This window comes from Methylovorus sp. MP688, from assembly GCF_000183115.1.
Taxonomy (GTDB): domain Bacteria; phylum Pseudomonadota; class Gammaproteobacteria; order Burkholderiales; family Methylophilaceae; genus Methylovorus; species Methylovorus glucosotrophus.
The window spans coordinates 2735217-2760975 of sequence record NC_014733.1 but is presented as its reverse complement, the minus strand read 5'-3'; the positions used below and the strand labels follow the sequence as shown (position 1 = coordinate 2760975).

Genomic DNA, 25759 nt, shown 5'->3' with positions numbered 1-25759 from the left:
TTCTTGCGAAGTCTAGCAGAAGCTCGCGATGAATCAGGCCCTGCAATCAAAAGACCACCAGTACCAAAACAAGTTTTGCCGGGCTTGAGCAAGTTTTTTTCATGATAGCCCTAAAGAATGCCCAAAGCCTGCCGATACAGTAGTGTAGATAAGGAGAATTGTATGGATTCCGTGACCAGTGCCACCGTAGCCGCCAGCATGGCCGAGACCAAGGCCGGGCAAGCCGTTAGCATGGAAGTGCTGAAAAAAGCCCTGGATGCACAGGCCACCGCTGCCGCTGGGATGATAGAAGCCTTGCCGAAAATCCAGAACCTGCCTGATCATCTCGGCCAGAATATCAATACCACTGCCTGACCTTCCCCTATCCCTGTTACCTGCCAGTTTGTAGGATGGCACGGATACACTTATCGGCGAAATGCCGATGCTGCCTGAGTAAGTACTAACGTATCATGGGGTATCCCTATCTCAAGATACCATCATGATCAAAATGCAACTGGCCATCAGCCTCAAATATGAAGTGCTGGACCCCCGGGCCGATTTCATCCTCAATCTGCATGCCGCGCAGACAGCGAATCAATCTGTCATGAACGAGCACCTGCAATTCAGCCAGCCATTGCAATATGAGCTGTACGAGGATACGTTCTATGGCACGCGCTATGTGCGTTGCCAGGCCGAGGCCGGCCCGCTGGAAGTGCATTATTCGGCGACGGTGGAAGTCGACCATCAGCTGGAAGCTCCCGACACCTTGCAAGAAGTGGCGATCACCGATATCCCCATTCAATATCTGCGCTACCTTTACCCCAGCCGCTATTGCCAGTCAGATCTGTTGCAAGCATTTGCCAACCAGCAGTTCGGTCACCTGCCACGCGGTTATGCCCGCGTAAAGGCGGTATGTGACTGGGTGCATGGCAACCTCGCCTATTTGCCGGGCAGCACCAACAGCATGAGTGCCGCCACGGATGTCATCGAACAGAAAGCCGGGGTATGCCGTGACTTTTCGCATGCGATGATTGCCTTGTGCCGCGCGTTGAATATGCCTGCCCGCTTTGTAACAGGCGTAGATTATGGCTCCGACCCCGCCAGTGGCCCGCACGATTTTCATGCCTATGTCGAAGTCTATCTGGGCGATCGCTGGTATGTATTTGAACCCACCGGCATCTCGCCGCGTCTGGGCTTGATACGCCTGGGCACGGGTCGTGATGCGGCCGATGTCTCCTTTGCTACGGTGTTCGGTGCGATTAACTCCTGGGCGCCGCTGATCGAGATTGAGGCCTTGCAGGATCCGGCATCCGGTATCGTGCTGCCTCAACACAGCGATCAGGCGGTCTCCACCGACGCTTGAACGTTCAAGCGGCTGCAGCCTGGGATTTGGGTGCGGTATCGACTTCACCGCCGAGGGCGGCCAATAATTCGGGTAAAAGCTGACTCAGCTCACCACTCATCATGACAAAGTCGCTGTCGAACATCTCTTCGGCAGCGACATCTGCCGCCGCTTCTTTCAGCACATCCAGTGCTTCCAGGCGTTTGATCTGCAGCACATCGTTCAACACAAAGGCAATGCGGTCACGCCAGGTCATTGCCAGGCGGGTCACCTGCTTGCCGCCCTGAATATGTTTACGGATTTCCTCGGCTTCAAGGTCATGCCTTACATAACGCACGGTGGCCTTGTCGTCGCCCAGCGCGCGTAATTCACAATCACGATCCACACTGAAGCCATGCGGGGCTTCACTGCCTGCCAGCCATCCTGTCATGGCGCTGGTGGGCGAGAGATTGGTCTTGATCAGGCGCAAGGAAAAGCCATCCACCGATTTGTGCAGTTGCTCCAACAAGGTATCCGCCAGGGCGGCGCTGGCGGCATCCACCACAAACCAGCCATTGGCAAGGTCCAGCCATGCATAAATAGTGCGGCGCAATGAAAATGCACGTGGCCGCAGCTCATCGGCAATGGCTTCCTTCAGCTCTTTCATCTGTTTGCGCCCGGGTTTGTAGCCCTGCTGTTCTTCCAGTTCCAGCGCGCGTGCCTTGGCATATTGGTTGATCACGCTGTTGGGCAGTATCTTCTTTTCTACACACAGTGCAATCAGCACTTGCTGAGCTTGCACATGCACAAATGGTTTGCCGGGACCGGCTGGCGCAATCCAGCCAGCCTGCTGCATTTCAGAGGTCGGGGTGTCTGGCAGGGCGTGACGAGCCAGTTGGTCTTCCAGCGCTTCGACTGGGGTATTCCATTGGGAGATGCGATAAATCTGCAGGTTTTTGAACCACATGGTGCGTACTCAAAAACAAGGGATTTTACCCCAGTCGCCTATTCTTCCTGTGGCTTGATCGGCATGCGGCTTAAAAATTGATTGCTTGCCAGCCTCGCCAAATGGCGCTAGGCATAAGCTTGGGCAGGGGATGCCGACTGTGGGCTGATGGCACGCCAAGGCGGCGTTGCACGCCCGACCAATGGTAGAATTCTGCTCTTTTGTCTGATGGGGCTGCGCATGCATTGCGGGATCGATTACGGGACATCCAACTCTTCGGTGGGTGTTGCGCAGAATGGCGTGGTGACCTTGTTGCCGCTGGAGGGCGAGAGTGTTTATCTGCCATCGGCGGTCTATCGCCAGCGCCCGGACCATCTGGATGAAGAAGACGACGCCCGCATGACGCTTCGTCAGCAGCTGGGCGATGCCCGTGATTTGCTGTTTGGCCGTGCTGCCATTCAAGCGCATACCGAAGGCCCTACCGATGGGCTGTATGTGAAATCTCCCAAGGTGTTTCTGGGGAGCGACCTCAGCCGCGATCAGCTGGAATTTTTCACCGTGATCATCAGTCGCATGCTGGAGCGGCTGATGCAACAGGCGCGCGCGGCGAGTGGTATGCCCTTGCAGCAGGCGGTGATAGGCCGCCCCATTCGGTACCATGGGGTATACGGCGAACGCGGAGATGAGCAGGCACTCACTATTATGCGCGAAGCCGCGCAGGCAGCGGGTTTGCAGGATGTGGTCTTCATGTATGAGCCGCTGGCCGCTGCGCTGGATTACGAAAATGGCCTGGTGAATGACGAAGTGTTGCTGGTGGTGGATGTGGGCGGCGGCACGACCGATTGCTCCGTGGTGCGCGTCGGGCCTCATGCCAGCGCCAGTGCGGACCGTAGTGCTGATCTTTTGTCCTATGCCGGTACGCGTATCGGCGGTACCGATCTCGATATTCACATCGGCTGGCATCAGATCATGCCGCACTTCGGCAAGGATGGAGAGTTGCACCACAAGGCGTTTGATGCCATTTCGGTCAACAGCATTCCCAGCCAGCATGCCTTTTACAACCGGTTTGAAATGCCGGTGCATGGCGAGCCGGATGAAGCGCGCCGCCGCTTGTACAAGGTCTGGCGTGAGCGCCTGACCCACAGTCTGGTGCGTAGCGCCGAGCAGGCCAAGATTCGGCTGACGGATGCGGCTGATACCCATATCAATGTGGATTTTGTAGCGCCAGAGCTGCAACTCGGCATGAACCGCGACCAGATGCAGCAGGCCATTACCCAGGCCACCGAAAAAATCCGCAAGGTGATTGAAGAGGCCCGTGCCGGGGCTGGCGTGCGCATTGATAAAACCTATTTGACCGGCGGCTCGGCGGTATCGCCCGTGATACAGCAGGCGATACGCAATGTGATGGGCGATGACATGCCGCTGGTGACCGGCAATATGCACGGCGGCGTGGCCAGTGGTCTGGCGCTCTATGCCAGTCGCTGGTTTTCGCGCTAGCAGGCGCTCGCTTAATCCGTGGTGCTGGGGCTCCAGAAAGCCTGCCCAACATGCGGGCTCTGCTTGAGTTGATCGATCAGCTGATCCAGTACCAGGCCATCGACCGAGGTGGCTGCCAGCGTTGCTTCAATTTCAATCTCGTTTTCCCCAAAGGCATGCATGACCAGGGCTTGCAGCGGATAACCGGTTTGCTCCAGAGCCTGCTCCAGCAGATACATGGCTTCTTTCTGATGGGTGCGCGCCGCGATGACATATACCGTATTGGTCAGCTCCATTGCCGGTGTATCCATGGGCTGGCGGTTGATACGGTTCACCACGGGACGTAACAGGGTATTGGCGGCCAGCACAAACAGCGCTCCCAGCAGGGATTCCAGCAGAAGATCGGCACCAGCGCAGGCGCCCACCGCCGCGGAGCCCCACAAGGTGGCCGCGGTGTTCAGGCCACGCACATTACCCTGTTCGCGCATGATGACGCCCGCGCCGAGAAAACCTATGCCCGACACCACATACGCCACCACATGCACTGACCCCTCATGCCCGGTCAGCCGGTTCGCCATGTCGACAAAAATGGCGGCGCCCACCGCCACCAGTACATTGGTGCGCAGCCCCGCTGTGCGCTGCCTGTACTGACGTTCAAAGCCGATCAGGCTGCCCAGTACAAACGCCGTACTGAGGCTGATCAGAGTATCGAGTAGCGAGAGGAGGTTGATGTTTTGCCAGGCTTCCACAGAGGGCTCCTTTTATAGCGAGGGTTATCTTGCGAGCGCTAGCATTATCCTGATTTCCTGGAAACTTGTATGCATGATCAGCGCTATGAGCACTGGGTACGCGTCCGGTATGGCTGGTGAGGTCGCGTAGTCATGGCAATGCATGTGTGATCTTGTCCAGCTTGCAGGTCCGCAAGGCAGCAGACGCTGTTAATATAGTGGGCGTTAACATTTCAAATAGGTCGCTGACATGCGTTTACTGATTGCCCTCATCCTGCCCTGGCTGACTTTTTTCACCATTGGCCGTCCCATCGCAGGCATCGTCTGTCTGATTCTGCAAGCCACGCTCATCGGTTGGCTGCCCGCCACCATCTGGGCGGTATATGCGCTCAGCCAGTACAAGACCGATCAGAAGATCGCTGACGCACTGAAGTCGAGATAGTCCATGCAACATTTGCTTGATCTGCTTCAGCAATACGGCTTGCTGATTGTGTTTGCCAATGTGTTTCTGGAGCAGATCGGCTTACCTATTCCGGCTTACCCCACCCTGCTGGTGACGGGCGCCATGCTCACGCAGGGGCAATATAGCCCGGCGCAACTGCTGTTGACTGCCGTGATTGCCTCGCTGCTGGCAGACCTGGCCTGGTATTTTGCCGGACGCCGCTTCGGGCGCCGGGTCATGAGCAAGCTATGCCGCATTTCCCTGTCGCCCGATTCCTGTGTGCGGCAGACCGAATCGGTGTATCTGCGCATCGGGCCACCTGCCCTGCTGTTCTGCAAATTCATTCCCGGCTTTGCCTCGGTGTCCAGCGCGCTGGCCGGTACCGTGGGTACACGGGCCACGACCTTTATCATTTTTGACAGCCTGGGAGCTGCCATCTGGGCGGGCTCAGCCATAGTGCTGGGCACGCTGTTCAGCAGCGCCATTGATGAATTGCTGGATATTCTGAGCGAGATGGGCAAATGGGGCGCGCTATTGCTGGGTATTGCCCTGGTGGCCTTTATACTCAACAAATGGTGGGAGCGGCACCGCTTTATCAAATCGCTGCGCATGGCACGCATTTCGGTGGATGAGCTGGATACCATGCTCAAAAGCGGCTCACGCCCGGTGATTGTGGATGCCCGGCCAGCGCATCTGCAAGGCGATGGCCGTATTCCCGGTGCGCTCAGCATGACCGAGGACACCATTGATAGCGTGTTTATTGATACCGATATCGATACGGATATCGTGCTTTACTGTTCATGTCCCAATGACGTCACTGCGGCCAAAATGGCCAAGCTGCTCATCAAGCGTGGTTACCACAAGGTGCGACCACTCAAGGGCGGCATCGATGCCTGGGTCGATGCCGGTTTCAAGATAGAGCCTTGAGCAAGACTCAGGGCGAGTTACACAAACATCCCGCCTGAGACTTCAATGCGCTGGGCATTTACCCAGCGGTTATCTTCCGATAACAACGATGCCACCATGGGGCCGATATCGTCGGGCAAGCCCACGCGTCCCAGGGCAGTCTGGCTGGCCACAAATTTATTGACCTCGGCGTTATCGCGCACCGTGCCACCACCAAAGTCGGTTTCAATGGCGCCAGGTGCCACTACATTCACCGTAATGCCGCGTGGCCCCAGATCTTTTGCCAGATAACGCGTCAACACTTCCACGGCGCCTTTCATGGCGGCGTATGCCGAGTAACCCGGCAAGGAAAAACGCGCCAGGCCGCTGGAAATATTGATGATGCGTCCCTGATCTGCCATCAGCCCCAGCAGCTTCTGCGTCAGGAAAAATACGCCTTTGAAATGGATATTCACCAGCGTATCAAAGGCTTCTTCTGTCGTTTCGGTGAACGGGACATGGATACCGATACCCGCGTTGTTGACCAGAAAATCAAAGGTATCGCGCTGCCAGTGGGACTGCAGCACCTGTTTCACTTCCTGGGCAAATCGGGCAAAAGAAGTGCTGTCGCCTACATCCAGCTGCAGTGCCACCGCTTTTCTGCCCATGGCCTCAATGCTGCTGACCACGGTTTCTGCTTCCGCGCGCTGGCTGCGATAGGTCAGGATGAGGTCCTGACCCTTGGCGGCGATGCTGAGTGCCATGCTTTTACCCAGCCCGCGGCTGCTTCCCGTCACTATCGCAATCTTGCTTGTCATGATGATGCTCCTTTGAAAGTGGATGATGAATCGTGCTGGTGAACAGTCTATTGCCATCTTTTGTGCGAATAAACTGCCGAAGAATAGTTATACTGTTCATAATTTCATGACAATGGAGTGCGTATGGACAAGCTGGATGCCATGCAGGTATTTGTACGGGTGGCGGAACTGGCGAGTTTTACCCGGGCGGCCGATAGCCTGGGATTACCCAAAGGCAGCATTTCAAATGCAGTAACCCAGCTGGAAGCCCGCTTGGGGGCGAGGCTTTTGCATAGGACCACGCGCAAAGTGCAACTCACGCAGGATGGGCAGCGGTTTTATGAGCGCTGCAAAGATCTGCTGGCCGAGGTGGACGAAGTGGAGAGTCTTTTCCAGCAAACAGAAACCCTGCTACGGGGACGCTTGCGGGTGGATATGCCACTCAACATGGCACATAACCTGGTGATTCCCCAATTGCCTGAATTCATGCAGCGGCATCCTGGCATTGAAATCGAGCTCAGCAGTACGGACCGGCGGGTAGACCCGATCAGTGAAGGGTTTGACTGCGTGGTCCGGGTGGGAGTGCTAACAGAATCGGGCCTGGTAGCAAGGCATCTAGGCACCTTGGAGATGGTGAATTGCGCCAGCCCCGCCTATATTCGCCAATACGGAATGCCGATGGCCCTTGAAGACCTCGCCGCGCATTACATGGTGCACTATGTTTCGGTGCTCGGCGCCAAGCCTTCCGCGTTCGAATATATGGAGGCAGGGGTGAGCCGGCATTGCCTGGTTCCTGCGCGGGTGACGGTCAATAATTCCACCGCCTACAGCATGGCCTGTCTGGCCGGGCTTGGTATTATCCAGGTGCCGCTCGTGGCGGTTCGGACTTATCTGCAGCGGGGCGAACTGTTAGAACTGCTTCCGGAATTCAAGCCAGAGCCTATGCCGGTGTCCCTGCTTTATCCGCACCGACGTCACTTGTCGCGGCGTTTATTGGCGTTCATGGAATGGCTGACGCAAAAAGTGCATGCCTACATGGCGGCCTAAGCGTATACGCGCTTTTCCCGATAAATACCGCCATCAGCCTGGCGGCGTTGTTCCACGGCGCCGCCGCCAAGCATCGACGATCATGGAATAAATCCACAACACGGCCTTGAAGGTGTTGGCGATGGGGATCAGGCTCCAGAACATATTGCCCAATATCTGACGGCACAGCATGTTCTTGAAACAGCTGGTTTTATAGATGGTGGACAGCGAACAGATGCCGAGCGAAATAAAGTAAAACATCAAAAACTTGTAGGGCATGGTGTCTCCCTTCTCTTGTTGTCGTTTTTGTCTGGCGACGGCTGATATGCAGCCCATGCCTGTTGGGCATGATCAGGCAGCGGATCGTTCCAGCAGCAGCATGAATTCATCGGCCGGCACCGGTCTGGAGAACAGGTAGCCTTGGCCGTAATCGCACCCGATCTGCGCTAGCAGGTCGCGTTGTGCGGTCGTTTCCACACCTTCGGCGATCACGCGCAAATCCAGCTTGTGCGCCATGGTGGCAATCGCTTCGCACAAGGCCAGATCCTCGCCTTCGCCCGACAGATTGCGCACGAATGACTGGTCTATCTTGAGGTAATCAATATCAAACTTCTTGAGATAGGACAGTGAAGAGTACCCCGTGCCGAAGTCATCAATCGCCACCTGCATGCCGGCATCGCGGAAATGCAGCAGTTTGTCCGAGATGCCGCTATCGGCATTGAGCAGCAGGCCTTCGGTAATCTCGACCACGATATTGTGCCCGCTCAAGCCCAGTCCACTCAGATATTCCATCCAGTCATGATGCGAATGCGCACGGTCGCGGAACTGCACGGGCGATTTGTTCACGCTCACCTGGAAATCGTCGCCCACGATAGGGATGCATTGTTTCACCAGCTGTGCAGACTGCTGGAATACCCAGTCGCCTATCTCGTGGATCAGGCCGGTTTCTTCGGCCAAGGGAATGAATTCAGCGGGGCTGATAAAGCCCAGCTCCGGGTGTTGCCAGCGTATCAGCGCCTCTGCCTTGTAGATGCGCTGGCTGCTGAGATCGACAATCGGCTGGAAATAGACCGTGAACTGGTTCAAACCCAGCGCATTGCGCAGATCGCGCATCATGCGCATGCGGGCCTGCGCCATGGCCTGCATCATGGGGGTAAAGAAACTGAAACGGTTGCGGCCATTCTTTTTTGCTTCATACATGGCCTGATCCGCATTTTTCAGCAACTCGGCGCTGGTGGTTGCATCTTCAGGGAAAACCGTAATGCCTATGCTGGCGGAGAGATAGACGATTTCGCCTTCCAGGTCGTATGGTGCGGCAAGGGCGTCCAGCACGCGCTGCGCGATCAGGGTCATCACGCTGGGGTCAGGCAGGTTGGCAATGATCACGGTAAATTCATCGCCACCCAGCCGTCCGACGGTATCGGTTTCTTTCAGGTGCCGCTGAATACGGTGGGATGCTTCAATCAGCAGGTAGTCCCCGTGACTGTGGCCCAGGGTATCGTTCACTTCCTTGAAGCGATCCAGATCAATGAACAGCAGCGCAAACTGGCTATGATCGTGCTGCGATTTTTTGATCTCCTGTTGCAGGCGGTCGCTGAACAGGCGGCGGTTGGGCAGTTGCGTCAACAGGTCATAATTGGCCTGGTTCCAGATCAGGGCATCGGCGCGTTTTTTCTCGGTGATATCCGAGAACAGCGCTACCCTACGGAACAGCTTGCCGTCTTCCCCATAAATATTATTGATGGCCAGCCACTCGGCATATTCTTCGCCACTCTTGCGGCGGTTCCAGATCTCACCACGCCATTCACCGGAGGTTTCCAGGGTATTCCACAGCTCCTGGTAAAACTCCTTGCCTTGGCGTCCCGAGCTCAGGATTTTTGGATTCTTGCCGATGACTTCTTCCAGTGAATAGCCCGTCATCTCGCTGAAAGCCGGGTTGATGGTGATGATGTTGTTATCGGCATCGGTCACCAGCATGGCTTCGCTACTGTGCTCGAATACGGTATGCGCCAGGCGTAACTCCTCTTCGGCCTGCTTGCGCGCGGAAATGTTTTCGGAGGAAATGATAATGCCCTGTATGGTCTGACTGTCATCCATCCATGGCGTGATCATCCAGCGGGTCCAGAGATGCTGGCCATCCGCTCTTATCCACAGGTCCTCTTCCTCTTCCAGCCGTTCGCCGGCCAGCGCCCGTTGATGCGCCAGGCGCCATTTTTCCGGGATGTCGGGATGCACATCATAGTGGTTCAGCCCCAGCAGGCTGCCCTGCTGATGACCGAATTCTTCTTGCCATTGGTTGCTGCAGGCCAGATAACGCATGTCACGATCAAACATGGCCACACAGATGGGCGCCTGCTGGATAAACATTTTTTGCTGTTCCACCGCCTGCTTCAGCGTGGTTTCGGCCAGCTTGAGCTTGGTGATTTCGAGCCGCGTGCCGCTCATGGTCAGCGCTTCACCCTGTGATGATCGACGGGTTACCCGTCCGCGATCTGCCACCCATATCCAGTGGCCGTTTTTATGGCGGCGACGCGACTCGCTGGCAAAGTAATCGGTCTCCCCTCTGAGATGCGCTTCCAGTGCCTGTACCAGCTGCTCAAGATCATCCGGGTGGCAGAGCGCGCGGCAACTGTCCGCGGTGCAAGGCTCCAGCTCATCCGGCGTATATCCCAGCATCTCCGCCCAGCGCGGATTGACGATACAGTCCCCGCTCCGTATATCCCACTCCCAGGTCCCAGCCGCCGTGCCATCAATAATTTGCTGCAATCGCTGGTGCTGATTGGCCAGCTCGGCAGTTTTAGTTTTGACGCTTCTGCGCAACAGGAAAATCCACAGCAGGACGATGGCCCCCACCAGACTCAACAAGCCCAGTGCCGGCGCGATATAGCGGCTGTAAGGCAGCAGCACCGGTGATTGCCCTACCCATTTCTGAAACATCTCGATCTTGTCTTCACGCGGAATCCGCGCCATGCCGCTTTCAATCAGCTGCAGTGTGTCAGTGGCGCCCTTTTTCACCGCATAATGAAACTGCCCCTGATACAGCTGGAACGCCTTGCGGTATTTTTGCGTAGGGTCCAGTTTGTAAAGGTAGTAATTGGCCGGGTACTCATCCATGCAGAACAGCTTGACCTGCTCATCCAGCGCGCCTTTGATCAGGGATGTGTAATCCGGGTAGAGCTTGAAGTTGGTAACGGAGTCCGCCCGCAGTCGTTCAATACAGGCATCGCCTGCCTGCACCCCGATCAGAAACCCGCGCAGGTCATGCGCGGAGGCAATGCCGGGAATGCTGGCATGGCTGTAGATGGCGACGGGGAGATTGGCATACGGCTGTGAAAAGTCATAAGTCGCATCGCGGTCCGGCGTGCGGAACATCATGTCGATGACATCCGCATCTCCGTTGAGCAACGCTTGCTGGGCCTGATCCCAGTGGGTGGCGATCAGCTCGACCTTGATGCCAGTTTCCTGCTCCCAGCGTTTCCAGATATCCATCTGGTACCCCTCCAGATTTCCGCTGGCATCGCGAAACAGATAAGGCGGGTAGTTATCATCCGAGATGACGCGCAAGGTTTGTGGCTGGGCGTGTGCGGATATGGCAGAAAAACCGAGCAGCGCCAGTGCCATGATGTGCGCCATGCACATGCGGCTGGCCAGACGCCGGGTTTGAGGCAACAACCAGCCTGCCACTACGCGGTTTAATGCACCGGTAGCGTAGCTTTTAGGGCTGATGTCGAGAGCGACGCGCAATGTAGTTGTGCCAATATTCAAGAGAGATGGGGCGGCGTGGAACCAGCCTGAAGTGAGCAAACCCCATGCCCTGCTTTATTATTTTTAGGCCCTTCGGGTGCGTGAGCTGCAAGCCTAAACAAGTTGCCGGGGATGTGCAATAGTCTGCGATCGGCATGGGGCGGTGTAAAATGCAGCAGCCCACTTCGCCTGCCTACCATGCTGCCCTTGACGCCCACTTCCCATTATCTTGCTGCGTATCCCGCCAGCCTTGTCACACAGGCGCTTGATGTTATTCGGCAGGGAAAACTCGCGGAGATTTTTCTGGTGAAATACCCTGAGCCGCATGCCATCCGAACCGACAAAGGCCTGTACGATTTTGTGGTGAAAATAAAAGACGAGTACCTGCGCAATAGCGGACAACTCAGCCGGGTGGCATATGACAGCAAACTGCACATCGTGCGTCATGCGCTGGGCACGCATACGGCCATCTCGCGGGTGCAGGGCGGCAAGCTCAAAGCCAAACGCGAGCTGCATGTGTCGGGGCTATTTCGCAGCATGCCGGAGGCATTCTTGCGCATGATCGTGGTACATGAACTGGCGCATTTCAAGGAGCGCGACCACGACAAGGCGTTTTACCAGTTATGTTGCTATATGGAGCCGCATTATCACCAGCTGGAGTTCGATTTGCGGGTGTATCTCACCTATCTCGATGCGGGCGGCGAACCGCTGTGGGAGCCCAGAAGCGTGCCTTGAGGTTCAGTTGCCGCTGATAATGCAGTTGCGGCCCAGCTGCTTGGCCTGATAGAGGCGCTGGTCCACGCTGTTGATAAAATCCACAGACTCATCCTGGTAACCAGGGATCACGGTACCCACACCCACGCTGATGGTGAGTACCGGGCCGATCAGGGATTTTGCATGCGGAATCTGCGCCTTGAAAATCAGCTTGCGGCAGCGTTCGGCAATTTTTTTGGCGGCATCGCTATCCGTCTGCGGCAGCACCAGGACAAACTCCTCTCCGCCAAAGCGGGCAAAAAAGTCGTTCGCCCGTGTGCCCGCACTGCTCAGTATTTCCGCCACCTGCTTCAGGCAGTCATCGCCCTGAATATGTCCGTAATGATCGTTGTACTGTTTGAAGTAATCGATATCCAGCATGATGAGGGACAGCGGCTGGCTGTTGCGCCTGGCATTGGTCCATTCCACCTGAATGATGGAATCGAACATGCGGCGATTGGCGACGCGTGTCAGGCCATCCTGGAAAGACAGCTCTTCCAGTTCTTTTTGCAGTTGCAGCAGTTTTTCTTCGGTTTTCTTGCGCTCACTAATATCAAACATGAAGCCGATCAGCGCTTCGACTTCGCCATCCGCATTGCGCAGCACATGCACCACATCGCGGATCCAGATGTATTCGCCATCCTTGGTCAGCGCCCGGTAATCCGCCTCGTGATCAATCCCGGAGCGTGATTGTGACACGCAATAATCCACTACCCATTCACGGTCTTCCGGATGCATGCGCGCGGCCCAGTCGCCTGCGCTCACCCAGCTCTCAGGGGCCCAGCCCAGCAGCGTTTCGATCTGCGGGCCGATGTAGCTGAACGTCATGGTGCGCCAGTCTATTTTCCAGGGAATCGCTTTGGTGGATTCCAGCAGGGTTTTATAGACGGTGCTGTCTTCTTCAGGGGGTTTTACCGGGTTGCTCATATTGGCGGGTGACGCGTTGTCCTGTGTCATGGGCTGTGTAGGCATATTTTAGACCATATGCAGACACAGCCGTATCGCGGGTTAGATAGAGTGATATCCGCCGTGCGGATAAGGAGAGGCCTGCGCTTAATGTGTTTGCATGCGGGCCATGCGCTTGATGGCCTGAGGTGGATGCCCCAGGGTGCGGATGAAGGCCCGGCGCATGCGCTCGGGGTCGGCAAAACCGGTTTCCCGCGCCACCACGTCAATCGGGTGCCGTGCGGTTTCTATCATGGATTTGGCCGCTTCCACGCGCAGGTTTTCAATGGCTTTGGCGGGTGATTGCCCGGTCTCGGCGCGGAAAGCCCGGCTGAACTGGCGCGGGCTCAGGTGCGCGACATCGGCCAGGTCTTCCACGGACAAAGGTTTGTGCAGGTTGCTGCGGGCGTAGGTCAGCGCAGTCTGGATGCGGTCGGACTTGGGTTCCAGCGTCAGCAGTGCCGAGAACTGCGATTGGCCGCCGGTGCGCCGGTGGTAGACCACCATGCGCTGGGCAATCGTGCGCGAAGCATCCAGCCCGATATCCGCTTCCACCAGGGCCAGCGATAAATCAATGCAGGCCGTCATGCCTGCCGAGGTCCATACCTTGCCCTCGCGAATGAAGATACGGTCTTCTTCCACCTTGATCTTGGGATAGCGGCGCTGCAATTCACGCGCGTGGCGCCAGTGCGTGCTGGCGCGCAGCCCGTCCAGCAGGCCTGCTTCAGCCAGGATGAACGCGCCGGTGCATATGCTGGCAATGCGACGGCTGGCGATGTGTGCCTGTTGCAGAAAGCCGAGCAGGCCCGGGCTGGGGGTATGGATACCGATGCTGCCCATCATGATGACGCTATCGTATGCCTGCTCATCGAAGGCTTCCGTGTGTACGGCAACCCCGGCCGAACTGATCACGGCGCCGCCGTGTTCGGATAGCAGATGCAGTTCATATACCGGCTGGTGACTGACCACGTTGGCCATCTCAAATACGGTCATGGCCGCCAGATCCAGAATCTGAAAGCCGGGGAACACGACAAATCCGATACGCATCATGATGTCTCAAAAAGTGGGTTAAATGACATTTAAGCCATAGCTTACGTGCATATACTGACTCTCGTCAATGGCTTGTTTAAACACCCACTTAAATTTACGCATCAAGGAGAAACTCATGGCGACATCTACTCAAGGCAAGGCTCTCATTACTGGCTCATCTTCCGGCATAGGCGCTGTTTATGCAGATCGCCTGGCCAGGCGCGGTTACGACCTGGTGCTGGTGGCGCGCGATACCACCCGTCTGCAAGCGCTGGCCGACAAATTGCACGCTGCCACTGGTCGCCATGTGGAAATCCTGGGCGCTGACCTGACACGCAAGCAGGACCTTGAGCAGGTAAAGCAAAAGCTGCTCGCCGATAGCGACATCAGCGTGCTGGTGAATAATGCGGGTACTGCAGCGGTGACCTCGCTGCTGGATTCCAATCTGGATCAGATCGACACCATGATTTCGCTCAATATCACGGCGCTGACACATCTGGCCGCGGCGGCTGCCACCAGCTTCGTCAAGCGCGGCAATGGCACCATCATCAATATCGCCTCCATTGTGGCGCTGGCGCCGGACATGCTGAATGGCAGCTACAGCGGCAGCAAGGCCTATGTATTGAATCTCAGCGAATCCATGCATCACGAGTTGTCTGGCAAGGGTGTGCGTGTGCAGGCAGTGTTGCCGGGCGCCACACATACCGAGTTGTGGGATCGTGCCGGTTTCTCCGTCAACCATCTGCCACAAGAGATTGTCATGCCAGCAGAAACCATGGTCGATGCAGCGCTGGTCGGGCTTGATCTGGGCGAAGTGGTGACTATTCCTTCCCTGCCCGAAGCGGCCGACTGGACGCGCCTGGTGGATGCGCGCAATCATCTGCGCCCCAATCTTTCGCACAAACAGCCTGCCGCGCGCTACCTGCAAGCCGTGCGTCAGTAATTCTGCTGAGCAGCATGGGCTCGGGCACGCTCCTGAGCCCATGTTTTTTCATGTGCTTTTGATATTGCTTAAGAGGTAGCTCATGTCCTGGAAAATACCGCGCCGTTTTCGGCCGATTGTGTTTGCCGCGGTGATGTCCGCTTTCAGTGTCATGCTGGTTTCCGGCACGCTCACACTGCGGCATTGGGGCTGGCATGCCGGTTTCATGCAGGAGTGGTGGCATGCCTTCTGCACCGCATGGCCTGTGGTTTTTCTGGCGATTCTGCTGGTGGCGCCCCTGGTCGGGCGGCTGGTGGAATGCATTGTGGCGTCTGAGTAATCCCTGACTACCCTTTCAAGCCTTGCTCAACGCCCGGCGTCAACAAACGCCTGATAGAGATTGCGCTCGCGCAGGCAGCTCTCCGCGCTCTTGTCCGCGCAAAACCCGCGCAGTTTGCAAAAGCAGATGTACTGCCCCAGCGTTTCGGTGGATAGCGATTCGGTTCCTCCTTCGGCTTGTTGCTGGCGCAGCAAGGCAGCCAGCGCGGCTTGTTCGTCGGGAATCGGTAATGCGGTCATGATGGGCTCTCGTTGTTGTGGTTATGGGGGATGGGCTGATCCATCACGGTGGCGTGGCACCAGCTCAGGCCAGCAGATATATCAGCAGCCCGAAGTACAGCAGTGCAAACACGGCAACCAGCCAGAACACCCACAGCATATGCCGATGAATATGTTTTAGCGTGGTATTGATGTCATCCAGCTTGCCAGCTATTTCCTGATCCATGAGATTCTCCTGTTGCGCCATCTATGCGGGCTGCTTATGTTGTCAGCTTATTTTGTGTGTTTAGGAGCAGGGCGTCCATGGCCGGTTCCATGCTGGCGGCCTGCATAACTTCTGCGTGCATTGCCCTGGCTGAACCATACGGCATAGTGTGCGTCAGGGTCAGTATCGGTGGAAACAAGGAGAGAGGTGATGTGGCAACGTGCGCTTGTATGGGGCTGGCTGGTGATGGGCACATTGATCGCGGCGCCTGCCGTGGCGGCCGAGCGCATTATCAACCGGGCAACCGGGCAGGTGGTTTCGGCGCAAGCGCTGGTCGATGATCTCGCAAAGCAGGATGTGCTGTTGCTGGGCGAAGTCCATGACAATGCGTTGCACCATCAACGACGTGGCGAACTGCTGAAACAACTCAAAGCGCGGTTGGATGGGCCTGGTGCCTACGTGGTCGCCGAACATCTGCAATCCGGCCAGCGTGTGCAGTGGCAGGGACCGCTGCTGGCGGATCTGGAGCGTGCCGGATTCAATGCCAATAGCTGGCAGTGGCCTGCGCATGAGAGCCTGTTTGCCGCGGTTCGCGAGGCCGGATTGCCACTCGTGGGCGGCAATCTTGCGCCGGAACAAGTCAGGAATGTGGCGCGTCAGGGCGCGTCCGCTTTGCCAGCCCCGCTGGCCGGCATCCTCCAGCAGGCTCCTTTATCAGCGACGGCGGCAGCGACGCTGAACCAGGATCTGCTGGATGGTCATTGTGGCCAGCTCAAGCCCGAGCATTTGCCTGCCATGCAGCTGGCGCAACGCGCGCGCGATGCGGCCATGTTCAGTGCCTTGCGCGATGCGGGCTCTGGCATGGCAGTGCTGGTGGCGGGCAATAACCATGTGCGGCGCGATTATGGAATACCCGTGATCTTCCATGCGCTGCTGCCGGAACGCCGCGTGCGCGTGGTCGGCTTTGTGGAAGATAACGCCGAACAGATGGCCCGGCTCGATGGCTTGCGCGGGCAATACGATTATCTCTGGATCACCCCCGCACAGGATCGTCCTGATCCCTGTCAGTAATCCCCTTGCCTGATCGCCATACACCAAACTCAGGCATCCGAAAACGTGGCTCGGGGACTTAATCCCGGAGAGATGCATGAAATCAGGCTGTTCAGCCACAGGACCTTATCCTGCGTAATAACCAGGGCTGACATATTTGCGCAGCGACCTCATAAAAGTTGTTCACTAAATGTCCTATAACGTATTACATTGCTAAAAATTTTGTGATTTTCATCACAGGATTGTCCTCTTTTATTGCTGTGTATTTGCTCAAAAGGGTTCTTGATGCTGGATAGTGCGCAAGAAAAAATAACGGCTAGAGAAAAATATCTGCGCACCTTGCTGGATAACTTTCCTTTCATGGTCTGGCTGAAAGACACGAAAAGTCGTCTCTTGGCAGCCAACACGGAGTATGCCCGCGTTGCCGGCGTGTCCTCTCCGCATGAACTGGAAGGCAAAACGGATTTTGATTTTTTTGATCCGGAGCTGGCTAAGGAGTATGTCGAAGGCGACAGGCAAGCCATGGAGAGCGAGCTGCCGGTAGGCACGGTAAACCGCTTGCGGACCGCCGATGGCAAGGATATCTGGATTGAATCTTACAAGTCCCGCCTGGTGATTGACGGCAACATCGAAGGCACCCTGGGCTATGCGCGTGATGTGACCGATGCCATGCGCCGCGAACGCGAATACCACTCCCTGATCGAAAATTCCCCCAATCTGATTGTGCGGTTTGACACCGCATGCCGACGTACTTTTGTGAACCAGAAAACCGCCAACCTTTACGGGGTTGCCGAAGATGTCTTGCTGGGCAAAACGCCAAGTGAATTTCCCGGGGGCGATTCTGCCTATGGCTATGAGCAGGTGGTCAAAGAGGTGTTCAAGAGTGGGCGCTCAGCGGCCATGGACTTGCACTGGCATGCACCCGATGGCAACAGCAGGATCATCCATATCTGGCTGGCGGCCGAGCTGGATGCCAGCGGCCTGCCCATCGCCGTGATCGGCATGGGGCAGGATGTCACCGAGACCTACGAGTATCAGGAACGCATACATCATCTTGCCTATTTCGACACCCTGACCAAGCTGCCCAATCGGGCCTTGCTCATCGACCGTGTCGAACAGACCATCGCCGAAGCCGAGCGCCATGCCTACCCGTTTGGCCTCATCATGCTGGATCTGGATCGCTTCAAGGAAATCAACGATACGCTGGGTCATACCCTGGGCGATGTGCTGCTGTGTGAAGTGGCCAGCCGCCTGGAAAAATGCGTGCGCCCTTATGACACGGTGGCCCGCCTCGGTGGGGATGAATTCGGTATTCTGGTCTCCGAAATGCGCGTGCCGGAAAACATCACCCGCGTAGCCGACAAGGTGCTGCAGGCCTTTGACCAACCTTTTGTGGTGGATGGTCATGATGTGTTTGTCACCGCCAGCCTGGGCATTGCGGCTTACCCGTCGGACAGCCAGGCCGTGGATGATCTGCTCAAATATGCCGACTCTGCGCTGTTTCACGCCAAGCACCTGGGGCGCAACAATTTCCAGTTTTACTCGGCAGATCTCACCATCAAAGCCGCCGAACGGCGTGAGGTGGAAACCAACCTTCGCTTTGCCCTCAAAAAAGAGGAATTTCTGCTGCACTACCAGCCGCTGGTGGACCTTGCCACACGCGAGATCATTGGTGCCGAGGCCTTGCTGCGCTGGCAGCATGAGTCTGGCAAACTCATCATGCCAGACAAGTTCATTGGTATCGCCGAAGAGACCGGGCTGATTATCCCGATAGGCGAATGGGTCATGCGTTCCGCCTGCCAGGTGGCTGTGGCGCTGAATCGTGGTCGCCCGCGTCCGGTGACGGTGGCGGTCAATTTATCTACGCGCCAGTTCCTGCACAATGATCTGGTGTCTTCCATACAAGCCATTCTTGCCGAGACGGGCTGCCATACGGACTGGATCAAGCTCGAAATCACCGAAAGCCTGCTGCTGGAAAATACCGACAACATCCAGCGCATGCTGCAAAGCCTCAGTGCCATGGGCTTGTGTATCTCGATTGATGATTTTGGCACCGGTTATTCTGCCCTCAGTTACCTGCATCGCTTTCCGGTGCGCGAGCTGAAAATCGACCGTTCGTTTACCAGTGATATTACGGACAACGCCGAACGGGCGCTCATTGTGCAGGCTATCGTTTCCCTGGCCCGCAATCTGAATAAAAATGTGGTGGCCGAAGGCGTGGAAACCCTGGAGCAGGCCGATTACCTGCATAAGATGGGTTGCCCGCAAGCGCAAGGCTACCTGTTCAGCAAGCCTTTGCCGCTGGAGCAGTTTCTCGCGCTACTGGGCTGACGGGTGTGGTAACGGGACAATGCATGCCGCCGGGTGGCGCTGCAAGCGCTAGGGTCTCGCCGGCAGGGTGAGCCGTTCCAGCCCCATGGAACAGAGGCGCTCGGCGATATCCCATTTGTCTATCGTGGTGTCGTGATTGAAAAAAAGAATGCTGAAGATGCCTTCGATCTGCGCCTGCACATACAGCGTATAAAGCGCGACATCGCTATCGGCGGCGAGACTGCCTTCCTGTATGGCGGCTTGCAGGCACTGCGCAATGACGGCGGCGCGTTTTTGTTCCCAGCGCTCGCGTATGCTCACCAGTTCCGGCGTGTCGTCTATGCGCACATAGAGAATGAACAGCACGCGCTGCAGCGAGCTGGCGTCGATATAGGAATGTACTTCGTGCAGGCAGTAGCGCTTGAGGTAAACCAGGGCGGGCTCTTCCGGGCCGCGCTCCAGTGAAGGGGCGTTGTGGATGGCACGCTCGGCCATGGCAATCGCCAGTTCCACCTTGCCTTTGTAATGTCCATACACCGCGCCGCGTGACACATTGGCCGCATCCGCAATATTGGCCATGGTGGTGAGGCTCATGCCACGTTCGTAAATCACGTGTTCGGCGGCATCCAGGATCAGATCGCGGGTGCGCTGGGAGTCTTCTTTTGTTTTGCGTGCCAAGGCATTAACTCGAAGGAATCGAAGCGCTTAGTATACACCCGATAATTAATCAGTCACGATTGATTGATTATCTGGGCTGGGCTATCATGCCCCATTCTTTATCCGTTGGAAATGTCAGTTATGGGTGTTTTTTCAGGAGAGTGGCGCAAGCTGCTGGCTGCGATGTCCGTCCTCGGGCTCATGAGCGCCTGCTCTTCCGGTGATCAGGCCGCATCGTCGGGCGCTGCCCCGATAGAAGTGCAGGCCATCCAGGTGACCGAAACCCCGGTAACCATGGAAGCCGAGATACCCGGCCGTCTTGAAGCCTATCGCCAGGCGGAAGTGCGGGCCCGCGTGGCGGGCATCGTCACCCAGCGGGTTTATCAGGAAGGTCAGGAAGTCAAAAAAGGTACGCCGCTGTTTCTGATCAACCCGGAACTCCTGGCCGCCGCCCGTGAGGACGCTGCAGGCGCGCTGGCGCAGGCCGAAGCCAATCATCTGAATGCCGTGGACAAGCTGGAGCGCTACAAGGATCTGGTCAGTGATCAATCGGTGAGCCAGCGCGATTACAAGGTAGCCGCTTCTGAAGAGCTGGCGGCGCGCGCGGCCCTGCTATCTGCCAAAGCCCGGCTCAACCGTGCCAATCTGGACCTCGGATATGCGCGCGTGACGGCGCCGATTGATGGCATTGCCCGCCGCGCTTTGGTCACCGAAGGCGCGCTGGTCGGGCAGGATAGCCCCACCCCGCTGACCACCATAGACCAGATCGATCCGATCTACGTGAATTTCTCGCAACCGGCGGCAGATGTCATGGCGCTGCAACGGGCGATGCGTGCTGGCCAGGTGCAAGGCAAGAAACAGGGGCAGATTACCGTGCGCCTGATCCTGCCTGATGGCTCGGAGTACGCGCGTAAGGGCAAGCTCTACTTCTCCGACCTTGCCGTCAATAGCACCACGGATTCGGTGGCCATGCGTGCCCTGTTTGATAATCCGGACCGCGAGCTTTTCCCCGGCGCCTATGTGCAGGTGAAGCTGGATCAGGCGGTGAATCCGCATGCCATTCTGATCCCGCGCGATGCGCTGATCAGAACCGCCCAAGCTGCCCAGGTGATGACGCTGGACAAGGATGACAAGGTAGTGCCGGTGGAAGTGCAGACCAGCGGCATGCAGGGTCGCGAGTGGGTCGTGGTGAAAGGGCTGAAACCGGGTGACCGCGTCGTCACAACCAACGTCGCCACGCTGGCCCCGGGAGCGCAGGTAAAAGTCACGCCTGCTGCAGCCCAGAACCCATGATGCAAGCCGTTTAAAGAACCCAAGGCAACGATATGGCCAGATTTTTTATTGATCGCCCGGTGTTTGCCTGGGTGATCGCCCTCCTGATCATCCTCTCCGGCATCCTGGCGATACGTGGGCTGCCGATAGCCCAGTACCCGGACATTGCGCCGCCCGTGGTGAATATCAGCGCGAGCTACCCCGGTGCCTCGGCACGCGTGGTGGAAGAAACCGTCACCTCGGTGATCGAGCGCGAGATGAATGGTGTGCAGGGCCTGATGTACATCTCGGCCACCAGCAGCCAGGGCTCGGCTGGCCTCAGCCTCACCTTCAAGCAAGGGGTGAATCCCGACCTTGCCGCGGTGGATGTGCAGAATCGTCTGAAAACCATCGAAGTGCGACTGCCAGAAATTGTGCGCCGCAATGGCATTTCCGTGGAAAAGTCGGCGGACAGTTTTCAGCTGATTGTCTCCTTGACGGCGGATGACGCTTCAACCAGCGAAGTGGACCTGGGCGAGCTCGCCTCGGCCAATGTGATCCAGACGCTGCGCCGCGTGCAGGGCGTGGGCAAGGTGCAATCCTTCAGCCCGGAATACGCCATGCGCATCTGGCCGGACCCGAAAAAAATGGCGGCGCTAAACGTGACAGCGGCGGATATTGCCTCGGCCATTCGCAGCTACAACGCACGGGTGACCGTGGGCCAGATAGGCGCCAATGGCGTGCCGGAAAATTCCCCCATCAGCGCCTCCATTGAGTCGGATGCCGTGCTCGCCACGCCGGAGGATTTTGGCAATGTGCAACTGCGTACCAATGGCGATGGCTCGGCACTGCTGGTCAAAGACCTCGCCAAGGTGGAGCTGGGCAGCAGCGATTACTCCTTCTCATCCAAGGTCAATGGCAAGAATGCCGCAGGCATGGCGATCAAGATGGCGCCGGGCTCCAATGCCGTGGCCACCGTCAAACGTATACGCGCCGCGCTGGATGAGCTGCAGACGTATTTCCCGCCGGGCGTGACTTACCAGATTTCTTACGACACCTCGGCCTTCGTCAGCATCTCCATTGAAAAGGTACTCAACACCTTGCTGGAAGCCATCGTGCTGGTGTTTCTGGTGATGTATCTCTTCATGCAGAATTTCCGTGCCACGCTGATCCCTACCGTGGTGGTGCCGATTGCGCTCATGGGCACCTTCAGCGTCATGTACGCGCTGGGCTTTTCCATCAATGTGCTGACCATGTTTGGCATGGTGCTGGCGATTGGTATCGTGGTGGACGATGCGATTGTGGTGGTGGAGAACGTCGAGCGCCTGATGGCAGAAGAGGGGCTCTCGCCATACGAGGCTACCGTCAAGGCCATGTCGCAGATTAGCGGGGCGATTGTCGGCATTACCGTCGTGCTGGTGTCGGTGTTTATCCCCATGGCATTTTTCAGCGGTGCAGTTGGCAATATCTACCGGCAGTTCTCCTTGTCGCTATCAGTATCCATCGCTTTTTCGGCGTTTCTGGCGCTATCGCTCACACCGGCGCTCTGCGCCACTCTGCTGAAACCGATTGTCCCAGGCGATGCGCATGGCAGTCGCGGCTTCTTCGGCTGGTTTAACCGCTTTCCCCCGCCGCTTTGCCTGGCTGACCGACCATTACCAGGGCCGCACCAAAAAAATCCTGCAAAAGCCCATACGCTGGATGGTGGTGTACGGCAGCATACTGGCGGTGGTCGCGCTGCTGTTTGTGCGCTTGCCGACGGCATTTCTGCCGGATGAAGACCAGGGCAATTTCATGGTGGTGGTCATGCTGCCGCAAGGCGCGACCATGGCGGAAACCGACGCCGTGCTGAGCGAAATCAGCCAATACCTGCAAAAGAACGAGCCGATTGAATACGTATTCGAAGTCGGTGGTTTCAGTATCTACGGTACCGGCACCAGCAGTGGCATGCTGTTCGTTACATTGCGCGACTGGAAAGAACGCACGGCGGTTGAGCAGCAGGTAAAGGCGATTGTGGACCGCGTCAATATGCGGTTTTACGGGCGGCCCAATCAGACCATTTTTGCCCTGAATGCGCCTCCGCTGCCCGAGCTTGGCTCCACTGGCGGCTTTGATTTGCGCTTGCAGGACCGTGGCAATATCGGAAAGGAAGCCCTGGCGGCAGCGCGAGACAAACTGCTGGCCAACGGTGCCAAAAGCGAGGCGGTCACCAACCTCATGTTTGCCGGTCTGCCGGATGCACCGCTGGTGCGGCTGGATATCGACCGCCGCAAGGCAAGCGCGCTGGGCGTGAGCATGGATGACATCAACGATACGCTGGCCACCATGTTCGGTTCCAATTACATAGGTGATTTTGTCTATGGCAACCAGATCCGGCGCGTGATAATGCAGGCCCAGGGCCATAGTCGCCAGAGCCTGGATGATCTGAATAATCTGCGGGTAAGAAATGCCCAGGGCGAGCTGGTTGCGCTGTCGTCGTTTGTGACCATGAGCTGGACCACCGGCGCGCCCCAGCTCACCCGCTTTAATGGCTATCCTGCATTTACCATCAACGGCAGCGCGGCGCCGGGCCGCAGCAGTGGTGAAGCCATGGCCGAAATGGAACGCCTGAGCCGCGAACTGGGCAAGGGCATCGGCTTTCAGTGGGCGGGACAGTCGTATGAAGAGCAACTCTCCGGCAGTCAGGCCAGCATGCTGTTCGGGGTATCGATACTGATCGTCTTTCTGGCGCTGGCCGCCTTGTACGAAAGCTGGCTGATCCCGCTATCCGTGATACTGGTGGTGCCACTGGGCGTACTGGGTGCCCTGCTCGGCGTGACCCTGCGCGACATGCCGAATGATATTTACTTCAAGGTCGGCCTGATTGCCACCATAGGCTTGTCCGCCAAGAACGCCATTCTGATTGTGGAGTTTGCCAAGGATCTGTATGCGGGTGGCATGAATATCATCGATGCCACCGTTGAAGCCTCGCGCCAGCGCTTGCGTCCCATCGTGATGACCTCACTGGCGTTTGGCGTGGGCGTATTGCCGCTGGCACTGGCTACCGGTGCGGCTTCGGGCGCGCAGTCCGCCATCGGCACCAGTGTGCTGGGCGGTATTATTTCGGCCACGGTGCTGGCGATCTTCCTGGTACCGCTTTTCTTCGCATTGATCGGGCGTTATATCAAACGCTCGCCACCGCCTGACAAGGACGTCGCATCCGTATGAGAACTACCTTAGCCTGGGGGATGGCCGGTATGGCATGGCTGTGTGTGGGTGGCTGCTCGCTGGCGCCAGACTATACCCGGCCGGCCTTGCCTGTGCCGTCTTCCTACCCGGTCGCCACCGAAGCGCAAGCCAGCGCCGATGCCTTGCAATGGGCCCAGTATTTTCCTGATCCTGAGCTGCAGGCGCTGATTCAGCGGGCACTACAGCACAACCGGGATTTGCGCGTGGCGGTGCTGCGCATTGAAGAGGCGCGCGCGCAATATGGCATCCAGAAAGCCGATCGCCTGCCTACGGTCAATGGCACGCTGGGCTATGAGCGCAGCCGCAGCGTGCTCACGCAGGGGCAGAAGTTTGATACCGATTTCTACCGGGCGGGGGTGAATGTCACCGATTTTGAGCTCGACTTTTTTGGTCGGGTAAAGAATCTCTCCGCGGCTGCACTGGAACAATTCTTATCCACGCAGGATGCCCGTGAGAGCGTGCAAACCAGCCTGGTCGCTGAGCTGGCAACCGCGTATGTAAACCTGCTGGCCCTGAACGAACGCTTAACCGTCGCGCAGGAGACGCTGAAATCGCGCCAGGCATCGCTCAGCCGAATCAAGCGGCGCTATGAAGGCGGTCTGGATAACGCCATAGAACTTAAAACCGCCGAGATTCAGGCCAAGACAGCCGAAGCCAGTGCCTCGGCGCTGGCGCGTGAGCAGGCGCAGGCCATCAACGCCTTGCAGCTTCTGGTCGGCGATGGCGCTCCGGCAGAGGCCTTGCCACCCAAAGCGCTCAATGATGTGCAGATGGAAACCGTTGCGGCAGGCTTGCCCTCGCAACTGCTGGAGCAGCGGGCGGATATCCGGGCGGCCGAGCATCGCCTGCTGGCGGCCAATGCCAATATCGGCGCTGCCCGTGCGGCGTTCTTCCCGCGCATTCAACTCACCGCCAGTGCCGGGCTGATCAATGACGATTTGCTGCGCCTGTTTGGCGGCGGCAGTGATCGTGTGTGGAGTTTCACGCCGCAGCTGGTCTTGCCGATTTTCAATGCCGGTCGCAATCAGGCCAGTCTCCGCCAGTGCCGGGCTGATCAATGACGATTTGCTGCGCCTGTTTGGCGGCGGCAGTGATCGTGTGTGGAGTTTCACGCCGCAGCTGGTCTTGCCGATTTTCAATGCCGGTCGCAATCAGGCCAGTCTTGATCTGGCCGTGGTACGCAAGGATGTGGCCGTGGCCGAGTATGAAAAAACCATACAGACCGCATTTCGCGAAGTCGCCGATGTGCTGGTGGTCAGCCGCCAGATCGAAGACGAGATTGCCCTGCAAGCCAGCATTGCCGAGGCGGACCGCGAACGCTTGCGCCTGGCGACGCGCCGGTATGAGCGCGGGGTTGCTAACTATCTCGAACTACTGGATGCGCAACGCAGCCTGTATGACTCTGAGCAGCAACTGGTGCAGCTGAAGCAGCTCGGCCTCGTCAACAAGATCAATCTTTACAAGGCGCTTGGCGGCCACTGAGTGGTCGTCAGCCGCGCTTTTCCAC

22 protein-coding genes and 2 pseudogenes are annotated in these 25759 nt (G+C 57.4%); 14 read left to right on the top strand and 10 right to left on the bottom strand.

All coding sequences use genetic code 11. The annotated features are described in order from the left end of the window. Nucleotides 1-162 precede the first annotated feature (162 nt). Complete coding sequence (locus tag MPQ_RS13075; RefSeq protein WP_013443443.1) at nucleotides 163-354, top strand: YjfB family protein; 192 nt, start codon at nucleotides 163-165, stop codon at nucleotides 352-354. A gap of 124 nt (nucleotides 355-478) precedes the next feature. After that, nucleotides 479-1342: a transglutaminase family protein gene (locus MPQ_RS13070; RefSeq protein WP_013443442.1), complete on the top strand. Its 864-nt coding sequence runs from the start codon at nucleotides 479-481 to the stop codon at nucleotides 1340-1342. Nucleotides 1343-1346: 4 nt separating this feature from the next. Here the strand turns inward: MPQ_RS13070 and MPQ_RS13065 are convergent, their stop codons facing one another. Beyond that, entirely contained in the window at nucleotides 1347-2267 is a 921-nt protein-coding gene (locus MPQ_RS13065; protein ID WP_013443441.1) for a recombination-associated protein RdgC, read from the bottom strand. A 219-nt stretch (nucleotides 2268-2486) separates the two neighbouring features. Between MPQ_RS13065 and yegD the strand changes: the two genes are divergently transcribed. After that, complete coding sequence (gene yegD / locus MPQ_RS13060; RefSeq protein WP_013443439.1) at nucleotides 2487-3743, top strand: molecular chaperone; 1257 nt, start codon at nucleotides 2487-2489, stop codon at nucleotides 3741-3743. Between the two features lie 11 nt (nucleotides 3744-3754). On the opposite strand, the gene MPQ_RS13055 is transcribed toward yegD, so the two are convergent. Further along, entirely contained in the window at nucleotides 3755-4471 is a 717-nt protein-coding gene (locus MPQ_RS13055; protein ID WP_013443438.1) for an MgtC/SapB family protein, read from the bottom strand. A 229-nt stretch (nucleotides 4472-4700) separates the two neighbouring features. Between MPQ_RS13055 and MPQ_RS13050 the strand changes: the two genes are divergently transcribed. Together MPQ_RS13050 and MPQ_RS13045 are read left to right on the top strand one after the other, a co-directional pair. Next, nucleotides 4701-4892 carry a YqaE/Pmp3 family membrane protein gene (locus tag MPQ_RS13050; RefSeq protein ID WP_013443437.1) on the top strand — a complete coding sequence of 64 codons (192 nt, stop codon included), beginning with the start codon at nucleotides 4701-4703 and terminating at the stop codon, nucleotides 4890-4892. 3 nt (nucleotides 4893-4895) lie between these two features. Continuing rightward, nucleotides 4896-5819: a DedA family protein/thiosulfate sulfurtransferase GlpE gene (locus tag MPQ_RS13045; protein ID WP_013443436.1), complete on the top strand. Its 924-nt coding sequence runs from the start codon at nucleotides 4896-4898 to the stop codon at nucleotides 5817-5819. A gap of 17 nt (nucleotides 5820-5836) precedes the next feature. Here the strand turns inward: MPQ_RS13045 and MPQ_RS13040 are convergent, their stop codons facing one another. Continuing rightward, entirely contained in the window at nucleotides 5837-6595 is a 759-nt protein-coding gene (locus MPQ_RS13040) for an SDR family NAD(P)-dependent oxidoreductase (protein WP_013443435.1), read from the bottom strand. Between the two features lie 123 nt (nucleotides 6596-6718). Between MPQ_RS13040 and MPQ_RS13035 the strand changes: the two genes are divergently transcribed. After that, nucleotides 6719-7621, top strand: a complete 903-nt coding sequence (locus MPQ_RS13035; protein WP_013443434.1) for a LysR family transcriptional regulator — start codon at nucleotides 6719-6721, stop codon at nucleotides 7619-7621. A 33-nt stretch (nucleotides 7622-7654) separates the two neighbouring features. Here the strand turns inward: MPQ_RS13035 and MPQ_RS13030 are convergent, their stop codons facing one another. After that, nucleotides 7655-7879, bottom strand: coding sequence for a hypothetical protein (locus MPQ_RS13030; protein ID WP_013443433.1), 225 nt, complete (start codon nucleotides 7877-7879; stop codon nucleotides 7655-7657). A 72-nt stretch (nucleotides 7880-7951) separates the two neighbouring features. Beyond that, complete coding sequence (locus tag MPQ_RS13025; RefSeq protein WP_238525317.1) at nucleotides 7952-11344, bottom strand: EAL domain-containing protein; 3393 nt, start codon at nucleotides 11342-11344, stop codon at nucleotides 7952-7954. Between the two features lie 198 nt (nucleotides 11345-11542). Here MPQ_RS13025 and MPQ_RS13020 point away from each other — a divergent pair, with 198 nt between their 5' ends. Continuing rightward, nucleotides 11543-12079 carry a YgjP-like metallopeptidase domain-containing protein gene (locus MPQ_RS13020; RefSeq protein ID WP_013443431.1) on the top strand — a complete coding sequence of 179 codons (537 nt, stop codon included), beginning with the start codon at nucleotides 11543-11545 and terminating at the stop codon, nucleotides 12077-12079. Nucleotides 12080-12082: 3 nt separating this feature from the next. Here MPQ_RS13020 and MPQ_RS13015 read toward each other — a convergent pair whose 3' ends face one another. Both MPQ_RS13015 and MPQ_RS13010 read right to left on the bottom strand, forming a co-directional pair. Then, nucleotides 12083-13054 (bottom strand): sensor domain-containing diguanylate cyclase, encoded by a 972-nt coding sequence (locus MPQ_RS13015; RefSeq protein WP_013443430.1) that lies wholly within the window; start codon nucleotides 13052-13054, stop codon nucleotides 12083-12085. A 96-nt stretch (nucleotides 13055-13150) separates the two neighbouring features. Further along, a complete protein-coding gene (locus MPQ_RS13010; RefSeq protein ID WP_013443429.1) occupies nucleotides 13151-14092 on the bottom strand; it encodes a GlxA family transcriptional regulator in 942 nt (313 codons plus the stop codon). A gap of 115 nt (nucleotides 14093-14207) precedes the next feature. On the opposite strand from MPQ_RS13010, the gene MPQ_RS13005 reads away from it, so the two are divergent. Together MPQ_RS13005 and MPQ_RS13000 are read left to right on the top strand one after the other, a co-directional pair. After that, a complete protein-coding gene (locus MPQ_RS13005; protein ID WP_013443428.1) occupies nucleotides 14208-15014 on the top strand; it encodes an SDR family oxidoreductase in 807 nt (268 codons plus the stop codon). Between the two features lie 82 nt (nucleotides 15015-15096). Then, a complete protein-coding gene (locus tag MPQ_RS13000) occupies nucleotides 15097-15333 on the top strand; it encodes a DUF2798 domain-containing protein (protein ID WP_013443427.1) in 237 nt (78 codons plus the stop codon). A gap of 26 nt (nucleotides 15334-15359) precedes the next feature. Here MPQ_RS13000 and MPQ_RS12995 read toward each other — a convergent pair whose 3' ends face one another. Continuing rightward, nucleotides 15360-15572 (bottom strand): hypothetical protein, encoded by a 213-nt coding sequence (locus tag MPQ_RS12995; protein ID WP_013443426.1) that lies wholly within the window; start codon nucleotides 15570-15572, stop codon nucleotides 15360-15362. Between the two features lie 64 nt (nucleotides 15573-15636). Further along, nucleotides 15637-15777: a hypothetical protein gene (locus MPQ_RS13970; RefSeq protein WP_013443425.1), complete on the bottom strand. Its 141-nt coding sequence runs from the start codon at nucleotides 15775-15777 to the stop codon at nucleotides 15637-15639. A gap of 189 nt (nucleotides 15778-15966) precedes the next feature. On the opposite strand from MPQ_RS13970, the gene MPQ_RS12990 reads away from it, so the two are divergent. Next, a complete protein-coding gene (locus MPQ_RS12990; protein ID WP_013443424.1) occupies nucleotides 15967-16827 on the top strand; it encodes a ChaN family lipoprotein in 861 nt (286 codons plus the stop codon). Between the two features lie 264 nt (nucleotides 16828-17091). Next, on the top strand, nucleotides 17092-19137 hold the full coding sequence (locus MPQ_RS12985) for an EAL domain-containing protein (protein ID WP_013443423.1): 2046 nt from the start codon (nucleotides 17092-17094) through the stop codon (nucleotides 19135-19137). A gap of 48 nt (nucleotides 19138-19185) precedes the next feature. On the opposite strand, the gene MPQ_RS12980 is transcribed toward MPQ_RS12985, so the two are convergent. Beyond that, complete coding sequence (locus MPQ_RS12980; RefSeq protein ID WP_013443422.1) at nucleotides 19186-19794, bottom strand: TetR family transcriptional regulator; 609 nt, start codon at nucleotides 19792-19794, stop codon at nucleotides 19186-19188. A gap of 120 nt (nucleotides 19795-19914) precedes the next feature. Between MPQ_RS12980 and MPQ_RS12975 the strand changes: the two genes are divergently transcribed. The 3 genes and pseudogenes from MPQ_RS12975 to MPQ_RS12965 all read left to right on the top strand — a co-directional run bounded on the left by MPQ_RS12975 (nucleotide 19915) and on the right by MPQ_RS12965 (nucleotide 25734). After that, nucleotides 19915-21066 (top strand): MexX/AxyX family multidrug efflux RND transporter periplasmic adaptor subunit, encoded by a 1152-nt coding sequence (locus tag MPQ_RS12975; RefSeq protein WP_013443421.1) that lies wholly within the window; start codon nucleotides 19915-19917, stop codon nucleotides 21064-21066. Between the two features lie 32 nt (nucleotides 21067-21098). After that, nucleotides 21099-24231 (top strand): annotated as a pseudogene (locus MPQ_RS12970) (multidrug efflux RND transporter permease subunit). Continuing rightward, a pseudogene (locus MPQ_RS12965) lies at nucleotides 24228-25734 on the top strand (efflux transporter outer membrane subunit). The pseudogenes MPQ_RS12970 and MPQ_RS12965 overlap by 4 nt, the downstream one beginning before the upstream one ends. The last annotated feature ends 25 nt before the right edge of the window (nucleotides 25735-25759 follow it).

Coding starts and splice junctions, on each gene's coding strand:
- MPQ_RS13075 (WP_013443443.1), top strand. CDS start 163: ATGGATTCCGTGACCAGTGCCACCGTAGCCGCCAGCATGGCCGAGACC.
- MPQ_RS13070 (WP_013443442.1), top strand. CDS start 479: ATGATCAAAATGCAACTGGCCATCAGCCTCAAATATGAAGTGCTGGAC.
- MPQ_RS13065 (WP_013443441.1), bottom strand. CDS start 2,267: ATGTGGTTCAAAAACCTGCAGATTTATCGCATCTCCCAATGGAATACC.
- yegD (WP_013443439.1), top strand. CDS start 2,487: ATGCATTGCGGGATCGATTACGGGACATCCAACTCTTCGGTGGGTGTT.
- MPQ_RS13050 (WP_013443437.1), top strand. CDS start 4,701: ATGCGTTTACTGATTGCCCTCATCCTGCCCTGGCTGACTTTTTTCACC.
- MPQ_RS13045 (WP_013443436.1), top strand. CDS start 4,896: ATGCAACATTTGCTTGATCTGCTTCAGCAATACGGCTTGCTGATTGTG.
- MPQ_RS13040 (WP_013443435.1), bottom strand. CDS start 6,595: ATGACAAGCAAGATTGCGATAGTGACGGGAAGCAGCCGCGGGCTGGGT.
- MPQ_RS13035 (WP_013443434.1), top strand. CDS start 6,719: ATGGACAAGCTGGATGCCATGCAGGTATTTGTACGGGTGGCGGAACTG.
- MPQ_RS13030 (WP_013443433.1), bottom strand. CDS start 7,879: ATGCCCTACAAGTTTTTGATGTTTTACTTTATTTCGCTCGGCATCTGT.
- MPQ_RS13020 (WP_013443431.1), top strand. CDS start 11,543: ATGCTGCCCTTGACGCCCACTTCCCATTATCTTGCTGCGTATCCCGCC.
- MPQ_RS13015 (WP_013443430.1), bottom strand. CDS start 13,054: ATGACACAGGACAACGCGTCACCCGCCAATATGAGCAACCCGGTAAAA.
- MPQ_RS13010 (WP_013443429.1), bottom strand. CDS start 14,092: ATGATGCGTATCGGATTTGTCGTGTTCCCCGGCTTTCAGATTCTGGAT.
- MPQ_RS13005 (WP_013443428.1), top strand. CDS start 14,208: ATGGCGACATCTACTCAAGGCAAGGCTCTCATTACTGGCTCATCTTCC.
- MPQ_RS13000 (WP_013443427.1), top strand. CDS start 15,097: ATGTCCTGGAAAATACCGCGCCGTTTTCGGCCGATTGTGTTTGCCGCG.
- MPQ_RS12995 (WP_013443426.1), bottom strand. CDS start 15,572: ATGACCGCATTACCGATTCCCGACGAACAAGCCGCGCTGGCTGCCTTG.
- MPQ_RS13970 (WP_013443425.1), bottom strand. CDS start 15,777: ATGGATCAGGAAATAGCTGGCAAGCTGGATGACATCAATACCACGCTA.
- MPQ_RS12990 (WP_013443424.1), top strand. CDS start 15,967: ATGTGGCAACGTGCGCTTGTATGGGGCTGGCTGGTGATGGGCACATTG.
- MPQ_RS12985 (WP_013443423.1), top strand. CDS start 17,092: ATGCTGGATAGTGCGCAAGAAAAAATAACGGCTAGAGAAAAATATCTG.
- MPQ_RS12975 (WP_013443421.1), top strand. CDS start 19,915: ATGGGTGTTTTTTCAGGAGAGTGGCGCAAGCTGCTGGCTGCGATGTCC.